This is a genomic window from Bacillus sp. es.034, from assembly GCF_002563655.1.
Taxonomy (GTDB): Bacteria; Bacillota; Bacilli; order Bacillales; family Bacillaceae_B; genus Rossellomorea.
The window spans coordinates 4,080,399-4,101,380 of the sequence record NZ_PDIY01000001.1; the positions used below are offsets into that span (position 1 = coordinate 4,080,399).

Genomic DNA, 20,982 nt, shown 5'->3' on the forward strand with positions numbered 1-20,982 from the left:
TCATCCCTTCTATGATTTCATCGCCTCGGCAATGAACCCCTTGATCCGTTTCTTGTATTCTTCTTCTTGTACTGTAAACCCTTCTGTATGCCCGGCACCCGGTACGATCCATAATTCTTTCAGTCCGTTCGCCGCCTCATACAAGCGATTGGCCATCTCCGTCGGAACCAGTTCATCCTTATCGCCGTGAATGATGAATAGGGGCAAATGGTTCTTCTTCACCTGTTCCAATGCCGATGCTTCCTTGAATGAATAACCTGCTCTCACTTTTGTCACCACACCCGTAATGTCCATAATCGGAAACGCAGGTAAACGATAAAGATATTTCAACTGATGGGCAAGCTCCTCGTCCACTGAAGTATATCCACTATCCGCAATGATACCCTTCACCTCTTCCGGAAGGTCTTCACCACTCGTCATCAGCACGGTGGCGGCCCCCATTGAAAAGCCATGAAGAAAGATGGTGTCCTGCCCTTTTTCATTGATCAAAAGATCGATCCACTTTTTCACATCCAGTCGATCGTCCCAGCCATAGCCGATATAGTCTCCTTCACTCTTACCATGCCCCCGTGCATCAGGCTTCAGGATATTGTATCCTTCTTCATAATAGAATCTGGTGATCTCCGGCATTTGTTGACTGTTTCCCTTATAGCCATGAGCAAGGATTACCGTCTTCCCATTTGGCGATTCGTTCTCTAGGTATTGGGCTCTGAGGGTCAACCCATCTTCCGATTCAACCTCCACCGTTTGAAAATCCCGCTTTCTTGTCCAGTTTTGCAACTCTTCCAATCTCTCTTGTTCTTCCTCCAGGGCACTGACCGCTTCAACCGCTTCTTCCGTCCCGCCGTATAGCTCCACTGCTTCATTGCTGCGGTTGATGGCAACATCATAAAAGTAGTTGCCGGCGACAGTCAGACCAATGAGTAGAAACAACACCAAACTGCTGACAATCCACACGATTTTCTTTTTCATGGCACGTTCTCCTTCATACAAGTAGTTATCTCTATTTTACTTGAAGGCTGCCTAAGTTTCACAGAAAAAAGACTTGCTCAAATGTTCGGTCCATACCTCATTCATTTCAATCAAAAACGCCCAGGTTCACTGAGCGTTACCGTTGAAGTCTAAGCCATGACATTACTGCTTTCCCGCCACCTGTTCATCTGCGCTTTTTCAATGCACCCGTGGCGTTCGCCGTACATCCTGATCACATCACGGATCTCTTCAGGCAAGTATTTTTCATTTCGGCTGTGACCGAGGGATTCATAACCGGATCCCCGCTGTAAATAATCAGAAGAGGCAACGGAATACCATTTCTCATCCTCCAAGGGCTTCCTGCCGATGAGGATTTCAGAGATCCGCCGTCCTTCATGAATGATTTCTGCCCCCGACACATGAAGTCTGCCAACGAATTTCCCCCTGAAGCCCGGACCTCTTCCATCAGCCAAACATACCTGGGCATCCAATGAATCCTCAATCGCCTTCCGGATATGCTTTCCCTGGATTTCGAATGAAGTCGGATTCAATGGAGAGGGACAGATTTCTATGAGTTTCTTATGACTGATATTTTGAAAAGCCCCGGCGTTCACAATACCACTATTGATCAATCCGAAATCACATTTCAGCATGTCCTGCAGTCCGTCGGCAATCAAATTCGCCATCGGATTCTCTTCCATCACATCATGCCAAAGGGGCCGGTCGAGTGTGTAAAGCGGCCTGCTCAACACCTCGATCGCTTTTTCTTTATTTCTTTTCAGGATATCGATTACCTCTTGATCAGGTGCAAAGGGCTGTGTCGAGATCGTTTCACCGCGTATCAGTTCAACTCCTTCATTTGTTACATCCACTTCGATCAGCCCCACGTATTCCCCATAGCATCCTGCACTGTTCAGCACAGTACCATTCACACTCTTTGCCCGTGCATAGAGCTGATGATCATGAGCTGACAGAATAATATCAACATCATCCAGCTCATTCGCAAGTTCCTCGTCGGCTTCCGTACCCACATGATTCAGAAGAATACAAACGTCATATGTTCCACGGTGACGAACGAGTTCCTCTTTGATGGCATTCTTATAATCCGTAATACGTACCCCGAGACCGTCATTGAAACCCTGCAGGTCAGGGGAAGCACCCGTTATAAAAATTCGCAGGCCGTTTTTCTCAAGGATGACGCTTGACTTCACTCCCCTGATAGGCGCCTTGTCTTTTCTGTACAGATTATTGCTGATAAAAGGGATCGGACTATTACCTGCCATATGTTCAAGGGTGTCGAAGCCGTTGAACATCTCATTGTTCCCGATGGTCCATGCATCATAGCCGACACTTCTAAGCAGTTCAATCGCAGCCATCCCCTTAGTTCCCTGAAGCTCGATGCTTTTGAAATCGGCAAAATCTCCCCCGTCCAGCACAATCGTATTTTCATCTTTATATTCTTTGATCAGTGCAGCCGCTCTCCCAAATGCCTCAAAGTGGCTGTGGACATCGTTTGTATGTAATATCTTCAGTTTCATCTTAACCTCCACATATGTTTGTCAGAAAACTCTCTCTATTAATAGTATAGGAAATCTGGAGGGTGTAAAGGCTTTTTATGGAAAAAAAAGAGAGCTTATCTTCCAAGGGGTGGAGGTAAGCTCTACACTTAAGATTCTTTCGTTTGATCACCAACCAGCTCTGTATAGGCAACGAGTCGTTCAACGTAGTTATGAATGTCATGATCGAAATAACCTGTGCATGTGATCAGATTCAGCATCCTTTTCTCAGTCGGGCCAAAAATCTTTCGAAGCGGTGCAGTTTTTTTCAAGCATGGTACCGGACAAGTCCAACACTTGATCTCCTTCAGGTGTTCTGATCTCTAAATCATAGCTTCCCGAATCTAATTCCTTATAATCTGTGATCGCTTTGAATTCAGCCCTACTAAACAGTGAATCCCCACCTACAGGACCTTCATCAACGGTCGGGGCATGATGAAAAAGATTTCAACTTTGAACTGCGCTACTCAGCACATTCACTTTTCCGCGTACAAATTAGTGACTCCTCACTCAAACATAGGTATCTGGGGATCCTGATCATAACAATGGACAAGCATGCTATGAAGCTGCCCACGGTGGTGATAAAGATGAGCTGCAACCTCCACCAGCCACTCGAATCTCGTATACGTCACCCCCCAATAGGACGTGGTTTCTTCCATCAGCATATCTTCCGTCCATCCCGCCACCCTCTCTTTCAGATTGTGAAAATTCTCCCGTAGTTCTTTTCTTATTTCATCAAGTGAATGGATAGATTTACTCCTATAAAAAGAATCCATTTCTTCTTGGCTGGCTCCCCCGGCGATAAGGTCATCCGCCATGCATATGAGAGAAATATGCGAAAGCAGCTCTCCTAGGGAATGCTTGGAAGGAGTGGGTCTTTTTATTAGGTCTTCCTCTTTAAGGCCGGCCATGATGTCTATGATCGACTCTATGGCTACTTCGATTTGGTGCAGGGTGCTTCGGCAAAATACATTCATATTCATTCTCCTCATAACGTTTTACCTTTCATTATACAAGGGGATAACCATTGACACATTCCATTCGCTGGAAAAAAGTTATGACTGTTGAATTTGAGTGATCGTTTGACAGTTAAATTTCCCCCAGTATTCAACAGCTGAAATCCACTTCCAACGCTAAAAGGTGCCTGGCACAGAATCTTCATTCCGTGCCAGACACCTTTTGTAATTGCTTATTTACTTCCTTGCCCCGCTTCTTCAAACTCGTTTTCTTCCACTTCGTTCGAAGCTGCTGCTTCCTTGTCTCCTGACTCGGAAATAGCAGGCTGGTAATGCGTCGGTTGAGTCCTGTTTGCATACGACTTCAGTAATTCCCCCACATCGATGCCTGTCATTTCACGCAGTGGCTCCTGCATGTCGAGCATCGTTCTTGTGATGCTTTTACCAAAGGAAGGAACCCCTTGGCCGTTACCGGAATCGATGATCTTGACCGAATCGATATTATTGAGAGGCTGAGCGATTTTCTCAGCGAACACCGGCAGCATTTCGATGAGTTTCTCTGTGATAATGACATCTCCATGTTTTTCCATGGCTTCAGCCAGCAGTTTACGGGATTCAGCTTCTGCTTTACCGCGTTCACGGATGACATCGGCTTCGGCAGACCCTTCTTCCCTGCGGATCTTCGCTTTTGCTTCCCCGTCGATTTCAGACTTACGTGCTTCCGCTTCTGCTTTACGGGTCGTTTCGTAATAATCTGCATCGGCTTTTGTTTTACGGACCTTGGATTCTTCCGCTTCAAGTTTAACTGCACGCTCCCGTTCAAGGAATTGAAGGGTCAGCTCTTCTTCTTTTACTTCCTTGGCAAGTTTCGCTTTTTCAAGCTCATAGGACTGTTCGGACTTCGCTCTTGCACGTTCGGTTTCTTCTTTGAAGGCAGCATCTTTGATGTCTTTTTCCTTTTTCGATTCTGCAATCGTGATTTGGCGTTTGTATTCTTCTTCTTTCGCTTCCTGGTCGGTTTGGGCACGGTGAATACGTGTTTCACGTTCTGTGTTCGCTTCAGCGATTTCAGCTTGTTTCCGCACCTCAGCGATACGCGGTCGGCCAAGATTTTCTAAGTATCCATTTTGCTCGTCAGCATCCCGGATGTCCGTCAAACCGAGTGACGTAATTTTAAAGCCCATCAGATCAAGCTGTTTCTGGGCGATTTCCGACACATCGGCATTGAATTTTTCGCGGTTGCTGTTTATGTCTTCCACGGTCATTTTTGAGAGAATCGCGCGGAGGTTACTTCCCAGCACCTCGATGATTTCATCTTCAATTTCTTTTTGATCCTTGCCGAGGAACTGCTCGGCGTAGTTTGCGATCCCGTTCAAGGTATCGGCAACCTTCACCATCGCAACGGCATCGGCCACTATCGGAACTCCTCCGTTTGTGTACACTCTTGGTGTCGATAGTTTCAATTGGAATGATGTAAGGTTAACAGGAGTGGACGTCTGGAAACGTCTTAATCTGTATCCCCCACCACGGATGATTTTCATGGAACGGCCTTCCTGGTCGGTGAAAATATTCGATTCCTTCTCAGGATCCCCCAGTTTCGGTCCGGTAATGATCAATGCCTGGTTGGATTTCGCTGTACGATAGCGGAACCTCATCCAGAAATAATATGCGATCCCCACAATTGCTGCAATAACCAGAACAGGAATCAGGAAAACGAAAAATCCAATCACACTCAATGATCCTAGCATTCTGACAACCCCTCTCAACAATTTTTAAATCAGGTATCTGATTTAATTTACATAAAAGTGCCTGCTACACTACTATATACGGATCTGAGATCGAAAAAGTTTCAATAAATTAGGCGAATCTCCTATTTTTATATAAAAAAAGCCTGAACCTCTAGAAGTTCAAGCTTTCATACTATAGAAACAAACCGTGCAATGCACCAAGCAAAGTGAAAACGATGAGATGGTCGCCGATGGCAATCAGGAACATCCGTTTTGAGATGAGTCCAAATAGTGCATTTTTCATAAAGACGATGGAGATGAGAATACCAATAAGTCCACCAATCAATGCCCCTGAAGTCAAACCGCCGGAATTCGTCGCTTGAACAAGAACTCCCACCAGGGCTGAACTGATGAACGCCACTGAGACAGCAACTACATATTTCACCGGTCCAGCTCCATCCTGATCTTTCTTTCCAAGCAGTATCGAATAATAAATCCCCCCGTATATCATATACAACACGGCCCCCACCATAAATGCGGGCAAATTCAAATCAACTGTCATCCCTATTCCTCCATTAATTCGGTTCAATGGCCAGAGCGATCGCTTTTATTCGGCATTTAATATCAAGCGATCCTTGTACACCCGTTACCTCAACAAGCTCCACCGGGTTCCCCAGATATCTAAAGCCGCTTTGTGGCAGCCAGTAGCTATACAGTTCTGAGTAACATTCAATCAGCATGCCCCTGTCCTCATAGTCGACAGGGCCTGGAAACTCATATATTACATGCTTGCCTCCCGAAAAATGATTGAGGTCTTCGCCCGATATGCTTAGATCCTTAACTGCCAGGCGGCATTCGTACCTGTTTTTATCTGCTGGGGTAATGTAGGGATTACTCTTTGGAACTCCGAATAGTAATGGACTTCCCTTCATCAGATTTCTTGCATTTCCCCAATGATAGAGGTCTCGCCACGCCCCAGGGATTCCCTCTTTATAGGAACCTGTATGATATCGATTGATGGTGGTACACTCAGGTAACTCGGCAACCTTCACTTCAGAAAGATCCAGCCATTTAAATCCATTATAGGATTCTCTCATTTGGAATGCTTTCGGATTTGTGCTGAATGTTTTAGATTTCTTGCTATTCATATATTCCCGTGGAAATCGCTCTAAATATGCACCCTCCCTCCAACTTTTCGGATTACTGTGGAAATACGAATTAAACGAATAGGTGAAATAAGATAACGAAGCGAATCCATTTATCATGGCAACTTCTGTAACAGGGATTTCAGGATCATATATCAGCATATGTGCCGCGTTCTCAAGCCGGATCCGTTTCACATATCCGGCAGGGGTTTCACCGATGAACCCTTTAAACAATCGTTGAAAATGATAGGGCGAATAGGTAGATACTTTGGCAAGTTGTTCTAACGATAAATCTTCTGTTAAATGTTGATCTATGTAATCAATAACTTTATTAATCCGTTTTTGCTGGTCACTGTAGGTCATGTCAATTCCTCTCTTATCTTTATAAAAAAACACTACCATACCTTCATGTTGAATAAGATGGGTGGATCTCCCATTTTATCATAAATAGCCTCATCCAAAGGAAGTCTATGATAAAATAATACCGTTCACAATTTAATCATTGCTCATTGGTGAAAATGATTTCGGGTCATTTTCTTAAAAGGGAAGTTGGTGAAAATCCAACGCGGTCCCGCCACTGTAAAGCTGAGATTTCATATGTATCCACTGTTTCACGTCGGAATGGGAAGGAGTATGAAATTGGAGACGCTTAAGCCAGGAGACCTGCCAAGCTGAGAAGAACACATAAGTTCCTACGGGAGATAGGAGGGTGTTGCGCATATGAAACGTCATACAGGGAACCAAGAGATCCTGGACGCTCGTTTGGAGTAGCTGCATCTTCTTTTCACAAAGGAAGATGCTTTTTTTTGTTTCGCCATTATACAATCAGGGAGATGAATAGATTGGAACAAGTTTATTCTATTGAGCGTTCACGAACCGTCCAAACCAGATTGGTACTACCACCGGATACCAATCATATGCAGACAATCTTCGGGGGAAAGGTATTGGCATTTATCGATGAAATCGCTGCACTGTCAGCCATGAAGCATTCGAGTTCTGTGGTGGTCACGGCTTCGATCGATTCGGTCGATTTCCTGTCATCCGCAACTGTCGGGGACGCACTCAGCCTAGAGGCGATTGTAACTTCCACGGGAAGGACTTCGATGGAGGTGTATGTAAAAGTTTTCTCTTCGAATCTATTGACAGGTATCAAAACCTTGACGACGGAATCATTCCTTACCATGGTTGCGGTGGATGAAAACGGTAAGCCGAAACCGGTGCCGAAAGTGATACCGGAAACAGAAGAGGAGAAGCGATTGTTCAAATCAGCTGTTCTGAGGAAGGAACATCGTAAAAACCGGGCATTGATAAAATAAGTTTATAGGTATGAACAGCACGCTGTTCATACCCTTTATTCACAATAAATATTGTCTTACCAGTAAAAGAAAACCGAGCAGATGATGACGGCGATCCATGCTGCGGATGACCAAATTCCTGCCCGCATTAAGTCCTTGTCGGTAAAATAACCGTACGAGTAGCTGATCAGATGAACCGGGGACTGGGTGACGAGAAAAAAGCCCGGGACGCATGCCAGGAATACCGGCATGGCAATTTGCATGGGTGATAAACCCGGGATTGTGTGCCCAATCGTGATGCTGAGAGGGAGCATGATGGTCAAAAACCCCAGGATATTGACGAATACGATCCGAATAATACTCGTACATAAGATGAGGAGCAGGATGATCACCCAGGATGGGCGGCCAGTAAGTATAGAATTCAACCCTTCTGCCATCCATTCAATCGTCCCTGTCTCGACCAGCATCCCTGATACCATCAGAGTAGAGGCAAAAAAGAGCATCAGATCCCAATCAATGGATTCCCGCGCTTCTTCCCACTTCCATACTCCCGCAAAAGGAATGACGGTCATACATGCGCCCAGAAGGCCAACCTGAGGAATGGAATATCCATGCAGAGGCTGTGCAATCCACAGGATCAACGTTCCTCCGATGATACACATGATTTTCTTTTCATTGATGCCGACCGGCCCAAGCTCACCGATTCTTTCTTCGATCAATGCCAATAACAGCTTTCGTTCAATCTTCTCAGGGGGAAAGATCATTAAGAATATTCCCCACAATATCACGATAAAAAGCAGCACCGGTATTCCAAAAATAAGGAACCATCTTATATAATTCAGATCGCTTGAAACATCGCTCAGGATCCCGAAAGCGTAGATAGTGGAACTGGCCCCAGTCGCGACAAATGACCCTGAAATGGCAGCCAGATAGGCAACCCCTATAAACAGCGACTTGCCCAGATAATGGACATCCGCTATTTTTCGCAGACTTTTCATCAGGCTGTCGAGTACCGATGATAACAGGCTGCCCTTCCCTACATTCGACGGTATCAGGACAGACAGGACAGTCATGAGCAGAAACGAAATGAAAATCAACGCTTTCCCAGACCCTCCAGACAGCTTTAACATATAGAGCGATACCCTGCTTGCCAGACCGGTTTTGATGAATGCAGTTGAGATAATGAATGTGGAAAACAAGAGCCAAACAATACCCGAACTAAAATATCTCAAAGTCTGTTCATAACTGAAAAAATGAAACGATATCAGCAATATAAGCAGCAGCGAACTGAACGCAAGAGGAAATACTTTGCCGATCCACAGGATTTGTATGATGATGAGTGCAGCGATAGCCTTCCATGTTTCATCCCATTCAAAAAATGGGAGAAAGAATAAGGCATATAATAGAAACGTGATAACCAGTAACAGTTGTTTTCTCATGACGATTACTCCCATCTTTCAATCAAAGGAAAAAGCCACCGGCGATGGGGTGACTTTTCCTTTTCATCAATAACTGTCAGTGAATGATCGTTGAGTCCTGTTTATTGCCAAGGGCATACCGGGCAGCTGAAGAACCGGCTGTTTTCCCATATACAGCCCCGGACATCAATCCCGATCCTCCAGGATAATTGTGATAAAAAATACCGCCGACCATTTCTCCAGCAGCGAACAGGCCGGATAGTGGTTGATCATCTTTTTTTAACACCTCACCTGAAGGATTGACCCGGAGTCCCCCAAATGAAAACGTAATGCCGCACGTAACCGGGAATGCATAGAATGGCCCCTTTGCGATCCTCAATGCCCAGTTCGTCTTTTCTGGTGTAAGCCCTGCTGTTTTCTTGCCGTCTTTTTCCGTAGGATTGTATTCCCCGTCTTGAACGGCTGCATTATATTCCTCAATCGTCTGCAGGAATTGCTTCTTGTTAACGGAAAGCTGATTAACAAGCTCCTCCAGGGTTTCACCGTTGTAACAGGTCGCTTCCTCAAGATCATATTCCTTCCTGAGCAGTGGACGAACTTGAGAGTCGTAAACCTGATAGGCGACATGATCAGGTTGTTTCAGGATTTCCCTCCCGTACTTTGCGTACGTATAATTCCGGAAATCCGCACCTTCGTCTACAAATCGTTTTCCATCTTTATTCAGCATGATGCTGAGGGGATAGGAATGTTTCTTGAAGATGTCACCGGGTTTTTTAAAGTCACCGACTTTCGGTGCATGATAATCTGTGCCGATTGAATGACAGCCGGAGTATTCACCAAACTTCTCCGCTCCTGCCGCAACCGCCATTGTAATCCCGTCCCCTGTGTTATATTCGGTTCCGCGTACGATTGCCGCTTCCCATTCTTCCCCGATTTGTTGTTTCCGAAGCTTTTTGTCTGCTTCAAAACTGCCGCAGGCAAGAATGACACCTGTGGATTCAACGTTGATCCTCTCCTCATCCTTCTGTACAACCACACCGCTTATCTTTCCGCCTTCTTTTACAAGCTCCACTGCAGCAGCCTCATACCAAATATCGATACCCATTTCCCCTGCACGGGAAAAAAGCTGCTTCATCAACCCGATGCCTTTGTTTTCCGTCTTGATCGGAAGACCTCCCCAGAAATGCCGCTTGCCTTCCTTTTCATAAGATTGATTATCATAATTGAGTTCGAATTTCACTCCGTGCCCCTTCATCCACACGAGCGTTTCAAACGAGCGGTCCACCAGTTGTCTGGCAAGCTCCGGCAGACTCTCCCCTTCTGTTACGCGCATGATATCATCATAATAATCTTCCTCATTGTAGTCGGGCATGACGATTGTATCCGCTTCTTCCTCAGAGAGATCCGTCACGACCTTCCGAATATCTGTGAGATCATGATAGGCCACCCGAATCGCTCCATCGGTGAAAAATGAATTTCCGCCTCTTTTATGTTCAGGACCTTTTTCCAGGACCAGTACTTCCGCACCTTCTTCACGGGCTGAAATGGCCGCACATAAGGCTGCATTCCCCGCTCCAACGACAACTACGTCGTATGAGTTCTTTTTTGACATCGATACTCCTCCTTATTACATGTCTTTTGAGATAGGGTCGATAGGATTCTTCCCTTTCTTTTTAAACGCTTTGATCAGCAATGGATAAAATAGTGATAAAAGAGTCAATGCACCCAATGCGATGGCAATCGGCGTATCAAAGAATATACCGAGGTTGCCATTTGACGAAAGCACGGCCATCCTGAAGTTCTGCTCCATATCCGCTCCGACGATCAATGCCAGAACAAGCGGGGCAATCGGAAAATCCATGACCTTGAGGAATAACCCGAATATTCCGAAAATCAATAGCAGGAAGAAATCCACTGCACTGTAACTGAGTGTGTAAGTTCCGATAAATGCCAGGATCACGATCACCGGATATAATACTTTCGCCGGAGTATCAAGAATCTTTACCAACAAGCCGACCAGCAGGATATTGATGATGACAAGTGCAATATTCCCGATGAACATACTATTGATCAGTGTCCAGACGGTATTGGGATCATTTTCGAACAAAAGCGGTCCAGGCTTCATGCCAAGCATGACGAGAGCTCCTAGCATGACAGCGGTTGTACCCGATCCCGGGATCCCCATCGTCAATAGCGGAATCATAGCCCCTACTGAAGCTGCATTATTGGCAGATTCAGGTGCTGCAAGCCCTTCTACTGCACCTTTCCCGAATTCTTCAGGTTTTTTGGAAATTTGCTTCTCTGTCGAATAACTGATCATGGATGCGATCGATCCCCCGGCTCCCGGAAGGACACCCACCACGAATCCAAGCGGCCCGCTTCTGAGAATCGGCCATAATGACCGTTTCCACTGCTTTTTCGTAAACCAGATCTTCCCGACTTTCTTTTTCTCTTTTTTCACCTGATCGATCGTCAAATAATTGTAAAGGACTTCCCCGACTGCATATACACCGATGATCACGATCAGGAAATCGATCCCTTCACTTAAATGTGAACTTCCGAAAGTGAAACGATAGACTCCGCTCTGAGTATCAATGCCCACCGTACTGAGCATCAACCCAAGGAACATCGCGATGAAGCCCTTTACCATTTTCCCTACCGATAAAGCAACAATGGCGGAAAGAGTCAGCAGCATCAATAAAAAGTATTCAGCAGGACCGAATTTCAAGGCAAAGCTTGCAAGCGGCTCGGCAAGGAAGATAAATCCGATGACAGCCATCATTCCTCCGATGAAAGAGGCGACTGCCGATATAGCCATGGCCTGTCCTGCCTGGCCTTTCTGAGCCATCGGATAGCCATCGAATGTGGCAGCAATGGCTGAACCGTCACCTGGTGTATTTAATAGAATCGAACTCCTCGATCCCCCGTACATCGCCCCATAATAAATGGCAGCCATCAGGATGATGGCACTGACGGGCTCCATGCCGAATGTAATCGGGATCAAGACAGCCACGGCAGTTGCCGGCCCGAGCCCGGGGAGCATACCGACGATCGTCCCGAGAAATCCTCCAATGACAACCCACATAATATTTATTGGTTCCAACGCAGTTGTTAACCCCTGCATAAAATTGCTAAAATCCATCTAGTGCACCTCCTATGGAAGACTGACTCCTAATAAAACGCTGAATGCATACCATGATAGAAAAGAAAAGCTGATTGCCACTATCACATTCACAACATATTTCTTCCTGTTGACCGTAAATAACAAAGCACCCAAAAATAAAATAGTAGAAAATAAGAACCCGACCCGTTCAAATATAAACGCATAAACAGCCCCGTATAAAACAGTCAGGGCAATCAATTTCGGTGTTCTCCCTTTCAGCAGAAGCTTGATATCTTCATTATGAACATGACGGCTCTTCCACTCCTGAAATAAGTAAACCACGCTGAATACCAGCATGAATACACTTAATCCGACCGGAAAATAGAGCGGCCCGTTTGGGTTCCCGAGATTGGCCTTTGGCAAATTGATGGATGCTATTAAAAAAAAGAAGCTTAATAGAATTAAAAAAATGGGCATCCCGAGTTTGATTGCTCTCATGCATTTCAACCTCCTCTATGACAGGGGACCGGCGGGAGACTCTCATCAGTCCCCCACCCGTCCGTCAGATTAATTTTTCAACCCGGAGCTTTCAACAAGATCCGAATATAATTTTTCCTGCTCTTTCATGAATTCTTTCGATTCTTTACTGTCTTTGTAAAAATCATCCCAGTCGTTGTTTTCAAGCATTTTCTTCCATTCGTCCGTTTTGACCATTTCTCCGATTTTTTCATCCCAATAGGCGATTTCTTCTTCGGTCATATCGCCAGGTCCCATGATGCCTCTCCAGTGAGGGAACACCATGTCCACCCCTTCTTCCGTCCAGGTTGGAACGTCATCCAGCCCTTCAAGCCTTTCTTCAGAAGATACCGCAAGGATCTTCAGCTTCCCTGCCAAGTGCTGCTCTTTCACTTCTGAAAGGGAGGTCGTCACTGCATCTACATGTCCGCCGAGCAGCGCCGTCACAACGTCGCCGCCGCCTTCATAGACAAGAAAGTCGAGTTTAGTAGGATCGATCCCCTTCTCGCTTGCTGCCTGTACAATCGACAGGTGGTCATCATTGCCGAGTCCAGGCCCGACTCCGATTTTGATGGATTTTGGATCTTTCTTCATCTGGTCCAACAGTTCAGTTGCCGTTTCATACTTTGAATCCACAGGAACTGCGAGGGCCTGCCATTCAGTTGCCAAAGTGGCAATCGGCGTGAATTGTTCATGTGATAGATCGCTTTGTCCCAATAGTTTATTTGTCAGTACCAGACTTGAATTGATTGCAAGATGGTGCGCATCCTTCTTCTCTAGATATTTCCATCCCGCTTCTCCGCCTCCGCCCGGTTTGTTGATGACATTGATGTTTTTATCAACGATGTCGTTGTCACGTAACACCTTCTGGACAGAACGTGCCGTTAAATCCCAGCCTCCACCCGGAGAAGCCGGTGCGATGATTTCAATATTCTTTGACGGAAATTCCTTGTCACCCGAAGCAGAGCTCGAACAGGCAGTCATCAAAGCCATTACACAAATGATCAGTACAAAGCCAAACTTTTTCATTATTTCTGCACCCCTTTTATCTTGTTTGTACTCACCGAAAACATCCTCTGTCAAAAAGGTGAAATACGTTAAGTTAATCCTAGTCGGCAAACGAGTCTATGTAAACGTTTCCAAAATATTATCTTTTAAAAAATTTATGGGGATTTTGTTCATTTTGTTCACTGGTTTCTTTCCATTTTAAATAAAGAAGTCTGCCGCAATGGATTAAAGTGATCACTTTAATCCATGCGGCAGACACGATAGTCCCGGAATCTATTTCACTGCATTCTCACTTCCCATCCGGTATCTCCTTTCCGGACGTCCGACGATCCCATATACATGCTCCACCGTAGCATCTCTTACCCCGACCAGATATTCGAGATATCTCCGTGCGGTTGTCCGGGATGCCCCCATCTTTTCGCCGACTCTTTCCGACGTGATGCCTTCTTTCTCCTCTTGCAAGATTGCTGTCACTTTATGAAGAGTCAAATAATCGATGCCCGGCGGAAGATCGTATCTTTTTTCGGGGGCTTTCTTTTTTTCTTTCACAAAGAATTGATCCAGCATCTGTTGATTGACCTCTTCCGCAGAATTAAGCGCCGCTTTTTTCTGAAGATAGGACGTGATTGCTTCTTGGAATTTCTCCAGTGTCACCGGTTTGATCAAATAATGTTCTACACCATACCGGAGTGCCTTTTCTAAAAAAACCTTATCTTTTGCAGCCGTGATCATGATGATATCAACGGAAGGATAATCAGAGCGTATTTTATGCAGTAATTCAGTACCAAGCTGATCAGGCATATATACATCAAGTAAAAGCAAATCAACATATTGTTTATCGAGAATGGTCAATGTTTCCTTAGCATTCATCGCTTTACCGACTAATGTCAGCTGCTCATTCTTCGCAAGAAATTCTTCATGTATCTGTGCAATGCGAAAATCATCTTCGGCAATGACAACTTTAATCATACCTATTCCCCTTTTGTGTGTGATTTCGGCAGGATGACAGTGAAAACCGTCCCTTTATCCTTTTTGGAATCCCATTCAATCGTACCCCCGAGCAGGGATAGTTCTTCCTGGACGTTTGTAAGTCCATACCCCCGGTGGTCGCCCTTGGATGAGACTCCTTTCTGAAGAATACGACCCTCTTCTTCTTCAGATATCCCTCTTCCGTTATCTGCAATTTCAAAGATGACATCGTTGCCAATATCGGTAACGAAAAAAGAAACGACCTTGATCTTTTGGTTATTGTCCATCACCGCTTCGAATGCATTATCAATCAGATTACCCAATATAACGATAAGGGGTGAAAGACCGATGAATACAGGAAGCGGGGAAAGCGAACTTTCACCGTCGATTTGGAAATCTATTTTCTTTTCTGATGCTTTTGCAATTTTTCCTAATAGAATGGCCTGAACTTTCTCATCCAGGATACTCTGAAAGAATATGGTCGAATGATACTCCTGCAGATCCGATTCCTCCTTGAGGAATGTGATGGCTTCTTCATATTTTTGCAGCTGAAGCAACCCGAGAAGTACATGCAGGTTGTTTTTGAATTCGTGCGTCTGTGCCCGTAAGTCCTGCGAGTATTGCTGAACGTCCGAAAGGGCATCCACCATTTGTTTAATTTCTGTCCTGTCCCTGAAGCTGAACACAGTTCCTGCCTTCTGATTATTTTCGATGATAGGCTGGGCATTTACGATCATCGTCTTTTCTTTATATTGAAGTTCGATGTTGGAAATATGTAAAGAAGAAGCCAGCATTTCGGACATCTTATGAGAAGAAATGACTTCTGTCACGAATTCACCCTCAACGTTTTGCTGAATATCAAGTAACTCATGGGCAGATTGGTTCATCATCGTAATCACACCTTGTGTGTCGATGGCTAAAATCCCTTCCTTCACAGATTGCAGAACCGCATTTCTTTCCCTGAAGAGCGCACTGATCTGATACGGTTCCAGACCGAGGGTATCCCTTCTGATACTCCTGGCCAAAAACAGACTGCCGAATACCCCGAGGATCAGGACTCCCCCGGAAAGAGCAAGCATGGTGCGGATTTCATAGGCAATCTTATCCCGAATGGTTTTCATATCAAACTCCACCGTTACGGTGCCTTCGACTTTTTTGTAGTTGTCATACCGGATCATGACCGGGACAATCCCCTTTAACACTTCCTCGTCGCCATCCCCGGTATGAATCAGATTATTACTTCCGAATACCAAAGCACGATACCGTTCTTCGGGATCCCCCTCCCCGATTGCTTGTCCGACAAAACTGAATATCTGCCCGTCCCTGTTTTCAATCAGGACAGCAGAAGCATCCACCTGATCGCGGATTTGTTCCGTGACCACACTTAGATCTTCTACAGGCTCCTCATTCTTAAAAGAATCCTGAATGACTGGCATATAAGAAAGTGTTTTGGCCGTTTGCATCGCCAGATCTTCTGCCTGCGAAACGTCTTCCTGTGATTCCCGGTATGCAAACATCCATGTAAGCAGCCCGATCACGATCAGCAGCAGCGAAATGACCAAGCCCAATATTTTGACCTGAAGCGGCACCTTAAGAAGTCTATTCATCCAAATACCCCTGATTATACTGAATTTTCTATTATATTAATATATCATACTCATTACAGGATAAGGAACTTAAAAAAGCCTTAGTTTATAACAGCAACCCTTCTCAATCAGAAGAAGAGAAGATGCTGTTTAAAACGGGACCTTTGCGTAAAGAACGACTACAAGCAAGGGACGCAGGAAGATCTGCTGAATGTTGATGGCGATCGTCGCTGCCCATTCGTTCGTTTCTGAGAAATAAACCGGAATGGTTTCCATGATGCCGAAGTTGGCGATTTTAAGTCCTCCGAGGCACATATGAAGGATGCCGAGCTGATGAGTAAGGCAATCGTCTGGGAAACCTGTTCTGAAAATAATACGATCGAGTGCCTTCTGAACTTGGGCAGCAGATGCTGCTTGAACAGGTGGAACCTTCCTGCACCAATCGAACGTGACACCTGGATGAATTCATTTCCCATAAAAAGCTTCATCTCTTCTCCTAAGTAGATTCCGAGAGACGGGACTGTCACAGCCGCAATCGCAATCACTTGGATGAAGAAATACCGGTTGGAAGGGAGAATTCCTCCCCCCACAGAATCGCCCATAAATAAAAAGCTTGAGGAAATCTCCTCAAGCTTTTTAACAATAATTAATCTGGTTTCTAACACAACATTTAATCAAGGGACCTTACATAATCGGCAATCTTGGACATTTCGATTTGACTCAGCTCCGATTTCTCTTCATATTGGTGACGCTGAATGGATTCCTCGATGGTCCCGGCACTTCCATCATGAAGATATGGGCCAGTCGCCCACACTCCCACCAGACTTGGTGTATCAAAACTTTTTCCATCCCGTGGATTTGTGAAGTCCGCCCTGGCGTCGCCTTTTGTTGACACGTCATACCGGTTGGCTGTCCCGATATCATGTAGATAGTCTGTCACATCCGTTGTCAGCTTTCCGTCCTCACCGGTTGCTTCCACACTATCCGTAAACTGACTGCCGCTATGACAGGAGATACAGGAGGCTTTGGCTTCAAAAAGAGCCTTTCCGTCTTTCGCCGAGCTTGTTAATTCCCCATTTTTCTTATAAGGACTCTGTGGAACGGGGAAAGATAACGGATCCTTCAGATAGGCAAATAAATCATCATACATCTTCTCAACATCCGCCGGCAGTTTTTCCCCAGGCTCATATTTCATCATACCTCCCATTTCACCCTGGACCGTGAGGAGATAATCCGTAAAGTCATCCCGGCTGCCGTCCCACGTAAAGAGTCCGGTTTCCGCAGTCCTTGTGTTCGTAGGGACATTCCGCTGCCCCCTTCCAGTCATCAAGGTCAATCCGTTGATCTCTCCATCACTGTGACAGGAAACACAGCTCATCCAGTTGTTACCGGTGATATCCGCTTCAAACTCATCGCTATTGGCACTGTAAAAAATGGTTTTCCCCTTACGAACCTGTGGATCGAGAGGATCTTTTTCAATCAGGGAGATGTTATCCTGAAGCTTTTTCGCCCTTGAATGAGTCGAGCTGCCTCCCGAATCAATGGTCGCAAGGTCGTGACTCATGGCATTATGGACGTAAAGAGTTTCTCCGTTGTTACTTAATAAGATTCCTCGGGGATTATCCCCTTCGATCCTTCGTAGAATCTGCGTGGCATTCCCACCGCGCTTCAGATCAAAAACGACTAAGTCTTCACTTCCCGACATCACCACATATGCTTTCGATCCATCCTTTTGGAACGCCACATCATAGGGATTTGATACGATCATCGTCTCATTTTTTGAATTCAGCACGTTGATTTCATCAAACAATTCTTTTCTTTTATCCACCAATTCCTCATCTTTTTCAAGATCGATGATGGAGATCGCTGGAAAGATTGTTTCCTCAAACTGAATGGGAGTATCTATATTGGTCACCAAGTGAGGGATCCATGCCGTTTTACCATCGGGTGCAATCACAAATTGCTCAAGGGTATTGGGGATCCCCTGGCTCTTTTTCCGGTCAGAAACATCAGGCGAGTCTGCCAGTTTAATGGTTTTTGCAACCTTTTTCTTTTCTGTATCCAGCACGGATATTTCACCGGATAGATAATGAGGAATATATAACTTTTTCGCATCTGCTGTTTCAGCCATCGTTCTTGGTCGATCGTCGACTGGAATCGTCTCAGTTACGTCCCCACTCTTCACGTCCACCATCATAATCGTGCTCTCACGGTAATTGGCTACATACAGGGTCTTACCATCCTGGCTCGTCAGGAGTCCAAAAGGCTCCGTTCCCACCTCATAGGAATCTACTACTTTCCCTTCTCCAAGCGAGATGACAGCAATCTTATTATCATACCGGCACGAAACATACAGGCGATCTTCATCCGGTGATAAAGCCAATTGAACCGGTTCTTTCCCGACAGGAATTTCTTTTTCAACCTTCTGTGTTTTCTCATTCACGATAGAAACCGTATTTGCATCAAGATTGGCAATATATAGCTCGGTTCCTTCTTTATTCTGGAGCATGTTATCACTATTGACCGATTCCTTACGAACTGACTCGAAGCTTGGGTCATCTTTGGTTGCCGTTTGAACTGAACATGCAACAAGCGTTCCTGCTAAGAGAAACGCTGTTGCATATCCTATCATTTTCTTCATAGGATCCCTTCTTTATCGTTTTTCGACTGTCACAGGAAGCAATACGGGAGCTATCCCGTTTTGACCATGTCCGGCCTGAATCTGCGGAACATTGTCACCATCAGTATTTCCTGATGAGTCCTTGCTGTCATAGTAATCCCCTGTGTCCCAGAATTCACTTGCCTGCATTCCTTCTTCACTGGACGGACCATCGATGACCGTATCGTAGAAATCACTGTAACGGTCCGTGATCGCATCGATTTCAAGGCTTTCAGGTCCATCGGAATCCGATTCCCTGTTACTTAAATTTTGCAGGGCGACCCGGTATGTGGCAGACAATGCGCCTGCTGTATATGGGGTATACTCCATTTTCCCTTTCGATGTTTCGTACACTTTCAGCTCGTCATCCCAAAGCTTAGAGTCCATAGCATCGTAGATCGAGCGAGCTGCTTTACGATATTTCTCATCTTCAGTGGCTAAATAAGCAGCCGTCAATCCTCTTATGGCCCCTAATTGCGCATCCAATGTAACATCTCTGTCTGCACCGTTTTCAAGGTCGAACCCTTTTGCAACGAGACCAGAATCCATGACCAGGTTGTCTATCATGAAGTCTGCCTGCTTACGGATCATTTCGAGTGCACGTTTGCCTTCAGATGTTTTCAGGCCTTCAGCTGACTCCCCTGATGCGTACCCGACAGGAAGCCCATCGATTGCACGCTGGAAGATCCTCATCGATTCCATTGTGTATCCTGCCTGGAACGTATCCATATACGTCCCTTGTTCTTTTCCATCATTTTCTGTTACAAACATCCCTTTATCGTCATTGAAATGCATGGCATCAATATTCTTGAATACATGAAGCATCACATTCTGATTGGCAGTGAACGGATCCGTTCCTTTCACATCGTTGTCGGATGAGTCATCCGTATTCTCTTTAGGTGCAGAAGGATATGGTGCACCGTCAAACAACGCCTGGAATGATGGTGTCTTGTTCGGATTGCTTTCCCTTTGGTCCGTCATTCCATAGAATTCTGAACTTGGCCAAAGCATCATCCACTGGTCTTGAAGTACACTGCTGGAGTCTTTGACGGAAAGTGACTTGGCGTTTGGTGCCTCCTTACCGTCTTCTGTCACCTCTATGCTATGTGGTAAATAAACATATCCTTTCGACGGATCATACTGGCTTCCGAGTCCCGCTGCCGCCAAATCCCCTGTAGAAGCATCAACGAACAGTTCATTCCCGATGTAATTCACTTTATTCCATATTTCTTCCGTCAGGACCGCTCCCTGGAAACCATCGGCTGAGCTGACTCCCAATGCAACATTCTCATCATCATCATCCTTTGACGTTTCTCCGGCAAGCTCCTCGTCCCCATCAATCGTGTGGAAGCCGCCCATGAAATCACCGGCCCATAGCGCCTGCTTTAAGAACGTTGCCCCATACGCTGAAGGGACAAGGGTTTTCTCCATTTTATCACGATCCCATCGGAGTGATTCGAAGTTTACTTGATACATAGGTACATAGCTTCCGTCATCATTTGCTGCATACTCACTTGTATCTACTTTACTTTTATAATGGGGATCGCCGGCAGAGTATTCGATGAAAGTCGGATACATATTCCTAAAAATTTCATCTTCCGGATATCCGACAGCACCCGCCAATTCATAAAAGCGGCTTCCCAATATTTCATCTGCTGTTTTTCCATTTTGAAGGATGTCCACTGCTGGACCATTGATCAAATGCAATCCCAGACCCGATTTTTCAACTACTTCATACATGGCTTCCTCTGAATATTCATAGGATTCAACGCCGGCAGTATAATCAAATTTTGTCGGTTGATCCAGTTTATTGATATCCAATATATCCAAATCCAGTCCCAGGCTTTCTGCCAACGGTTCACCGGATAATTCAAATTCTGCATAAGCAAACATATTCCCGGCAGTATCAAACGTATAATCAGATACATTCACTCTGCTTGCACCCTTTTTCGCTTCTTCAGATTGATTTCCGTCTGCTTCTGATGCTCCATCCTTCCCGCTTACACATCCAGCAAGTAGGAGTGAAGATGCCAAAACGGACGCGGATAATACTTTCCATGGTCTATTCATTC

18 protein-coding genes and 1 riboswitch are annotated in these 20,982 nt (G+C 45.4%); of the genes, 1 reads left to right on the plus strand and 17 read right to left on the minus strand.

Annotation, left to right across the window (positions count from 1 at the left end; translation table 11 throughout):
- Positions 1–9 precede the first annotated feature (9 nt).
- The 7 genes from ATG71_RS20855 to ATG71_RS20880 form a co-directional block, all read right to left on the minus strand.
- The gene (locus ATG71_RS20855; protein WP_098441301.1) at positions 10–972 is read right to left on the minus strand and encodes an alpha/beta hydrolase; all 963 of its coding nucleotides are present in this window, start codon (positions 970–972) and stop codon (positions 10–12) included.
- 149 nt (positions 973–1,121) lie between these two features.
- Entirely contained in the window at positions 1,122–2,510 is a 1,389-nt protein-coding gene (locus ATG71_RS20860) for a bifunctional metallophosphatase/5'-nucleotidase (RefSeq protein ID WP_098441302.1), read from the minus strand.
- A 128-nt stretch (positions 2,511–2,638) separates the two neighbouring features.
- Positions 2,639–2,800, minus strand: a complete 162-nt coding sequence (locus ATG71_RS23175; RefSeq protein WP_142953504.1) for a class F sortase — start codon at positions 2,798–2,800, stop codon at positions 2,639–2,641.
- 234 nt (positions 2,801–3,034) lie between these two features.
- Positions 3,035–3,505, minus strand: coding sequence for a DinB family protein (locus ATG71_RS20865; RefSeq protein WP_098441303.1), 471 nt, complete (start codon positions 3,503–3,505; stop codon positions 3,035–3,037).
- Positions 3,506–3,717: 212 nt separating this feature from the next.
- The gene (locus tag ATG71_RS20870) at positions 3,718–5,232 is read right to left on the minus strand and encodes a flotillin family protein (protein WP_098441304.1); all 1,515 of its coding nucleotides are present in this window, start codon (positions 5,230–5,232) and stop codon (positions 3,718–3,720) included.
- A gap of 172 nt (positions 5,233–5,404) precedes the next feature.
- Entirely contained in the window at positions 5,405–5,773 is a 369-nt protein-coding gene (locus ATG71_RS20875) for a DUF1761 domain-containing protein (protein ID WP_098441305.1), read from the minus strand.
- Positions 5,774–5,786: 13 nt separating this feature from the next.
- Positions 5,787–6,719 carry an AraC family transcriptional regulator gene (locus ATG71_RS20880; RefSeq protein ID WP_098441926.1) on the minus strand — a complete coding sequence of 311 codons (933 nt, stop codon included), beginning with the start codon at positions 6,717–6,719 and terminating at the stop codon, positions 5,787–5,789.
- Positions 6,720–6,849: 130 nt separating this feature from the next.
- Positions 6,850–7,041, plus strand: a riboswitch (cobalamin riboswitch).
- Between the two features lie 148 nt (positions 7,042–7,189).
- Between ATG71_RS20880 and ATG71_RS20885 the strand changes: the two genes are divergently transcribed.
- Positions 7,190–7,672, plus strand: coding sequence for an acyl-CoA thioesterase (locus ATG71_RS20885; protein ID WP_098441927.1), 483 nt, complete (start codon positions 7,190–7,192; stop codon positions 7,670–7,672).
- Between the two features lie 56 nt (positions 7,673–7,728).
- Here the strand turns inward: ATG71_RS20885 and ATG71_RS20890 are convergent, their stop codons facing one another.
- The 10 genes from ATG71_RS20890 to ATG71_RS20935 form a co-directional block, all read right to left on the minus strand.
- Positions 7,729–9,090, minus strand: a complete 1,362-nt coding sequence (locus ATG71_RS20890; RefSeq protein ID WP_098441306.1) for an SLC13 family permease — start codon at positions 9,088–9,090, stop codon at positions 7,729–7,731.
- Positions 9,091–9,166: 76 nt separating this feature from the next.
- Entirely contained in the window at positions 9,167–10,681 is a 1,515-nt protein-coding gene (tcuA, locus tag ATG71_RS20895) for an FAD-dependent tricarballylate dehydrogenase TcuA (RefSeq protein WP_098441307.1), read from the minus strand.
- Positions 10,682–10,696: 15 nt separating this feature from the next.
- Positions 10,697–12,211 (minus strand): tripartite tricarboxylate transporter permease, encoded by a 1,515-nt coding sequence (locus ATG71_RS20900; RefSeq protein ID WP_179886595.1) that lies wholly within the window; start codon positions 12,209–12,211, stop codon positions 10,697–10,699.
- A gap of 12 nt (positions 12,212–12,223) precedes the next feature.
- A complete protein-coding gene (locus tag ATG71_RS20905) occupies positions 12,224–12,670 on the minus strand; it encodes a tripartite tricarboxylate transporter TctB family protein (RefSeq protein WP_098441308.1) in 447 nt (148 codons plus the stop codon).
- Positions 12,671–12,739: 69 nt separating this feature from the next.
- Entirely contained in the window at positions 12,740–13,717 is a 978-nt protein-coding gene (locus ATG71_RS20910) for a tripartite tricarboxylate transporter substrate binding protein (protein WP_098441309.1), read from the minus strand.
- A gap of 252 nt (positions 13,718–13,969) precedes the next feature.
- Positions 13,970–14,665 (minus strand): response regulator, encoded by a 696-nt coding sequence (locus tag ATG71_RS20915; protein WP_098441310.1) that lies wholly within the window; start codon positions 14,663–14,665, stop codon positions 13,970–13,972.
- A 2-nt stretch (positions 14,666–14,667) separates the two neighbouring features.
- On the minus strand, positions 14,668–16,272 hold the full coding sequence (locus ATG71_RS20920; RefSeq protein WP_098441311.1) for a sensor histidine kinase: 1,605 nt from the start codon (positions 16,270–16,272) through the stop codon (positions 14,668–14,670).
- A 158-nt stretch (positions 16,273–16,430) separates the two neighbouring features.
- Entirely contained in the window at positions 16,431–16,841 is a 411-nt protein-coding gene (locus ATG71_RS20925; RefSeq protein ID WP_142953505.1) for a hypothetical protein, read from the minus strand.
- A gap of 80 nt (positions 16,842–16,921) precedes the next feature.
- Positions 16,922–18,892, minus strand: a complete 1,971-nt coding sequence (locus ATG71_RS20930) for a beta-propeller fold lactonase family protein (RefSeq protein ID WP_098441313.1) — start codon at positions 18,890–18,892, stop codon at positions 16,922–16,924.
- A 12-nt stretch (positions 18,893–18,904) separates the two neighbouring features.
- Positions 18,905–20,980, minus strand: coding sequence for a hypothetical protein (locus ATG71_RS20935; RefSeq protein WP_098441314.1), 2,076 nt, complete (start codon positions 20,978–20,980; stop codon positions 18,905–18,907).
- Positions 20,981–20,982 lie beyond the last annotated feature (2 nt).

What these genes read in the sequence shown, in the direction of transcription:
- ATG71_RS20855 (WP_098441301.1), bottom strand. Translation starts at nt 972, where the DNA reads ATGAAAAAGAAAATCGTGTGGATTGTCAGCAGTTTGGTGTTGTTTCTA.
- ATG71_RS20860 (WP_098441302.1), bottom strand. Translation starts at nt 2,510, where the DNA reads ATGAAACTGAAGATATTACATACAAACGATGTCCACAGCCACTTTGAG.
- ATG71_RS20865 (WP_098441303.1), bottom strand. Translation starts at nt 3,505, where the DNA reads ATGAATGTATTTTGCCGAAGCACCCTGCACCAAATCGAAGTAGCCATA.
- ATG71_RS20870 (WP_098441304.1), bottom strand. Translation starts at nt 5,232, where the DNA reads ATGCTAGGATCATTGAGTGTGATTGGATTTTTCGTTTTCCTGATTCCT.
- ATG71_RS20875 (WP_098441305.1), bottom strand. Translation starts at nt 5,773, where the DNA reads ATGACAGTTGATTTGAATTTGCCCGCATTTATGGTGGGGGCCGTGTTG.
- ATG71_RS20880 (WP_098441926.1), bottom strand. Translation starts at nt 6,719, where the DNA reads ATGACCTACAGTGACCAGCAAAAACGGATTAATAAAGTTATTGATTAC.
- ATG71_RS20885 (WP_098441927.1), top strand. Translation starts at nt 7,190, where the DNA reads ATGAATAGATTGGAACAAGTTTATTCTATTGAGCGTTCACGAACCGTC.
- ATG71_RS20890 (WP_098441306.1), bottom strand. Translation starts at nt 9,090, where the DNA reads ATGAGAAAACAACTGTTACTGGTTATCACGTTTCTATTATATGCCTTA.
- tcuA (WP_098441307.1), bottom strand. Translation starts at nt 10,681, where the DNA reads ATGTCAAAAAAGAACTCATACGACGTAGTTGTCGTTGGAGCGGGGAAT.
- ATG71_RS20900 (WP_179886595.1), bottom strand. Translation starts at nt 12,211, where the DNA reads ATGGATTTTAGCAATTTTATGCAGGGGTTAACAACTGCGTTGGAACCA.
- ATG71_RS20905 (WP_098441308.1), bottom strand. Translation starts at nt 12,670, where the DNA reads ATGAGAGCAATCAAACTCGGGATGCCCATTTTTTTAATTCTATTAAGC.
- ATG71_RS20910 (WP_098441309.1), bottom strand. Translation starts at nt 13,717, where the DNA reads ATGAAAAAGTTTGGCTTTGTACTGATCATTTGTGTAATGGCTTTGATG.
- ATG71_RS20915 (WP_098441310.1), bottom strand. Translation starts at nt 14,665, where the DNA reads ATGATTAAAGTTGTCATTGCCGAAGATGATTTTCGCATTGCACAGATA.
- ATG71_RS20920 (WP_098441311.1), bottom strand. Translation starts at nt 16,272, where the DNA reads ATGAATAGACTTCTTAAGGTGCCGCTTCAGGTCAAAATATTGGGCTTG.
- ATG71_RS20930 (WP_098441313.1), bottom strand. Translation starts at nt 18,892, where the DNA reads ATGAAGAAAATGATAGGATATGCAACAGCGTTTCTCTTAGCAGGAACG.
- ATG71_RS20935 (WP_098441314.1), bottom strand. Translation starts at nt 20,980, where the DNA reads ATGAATAGACCATGGAAAGTATTATCCGCGTCCGTTTTGGCATCTTCA.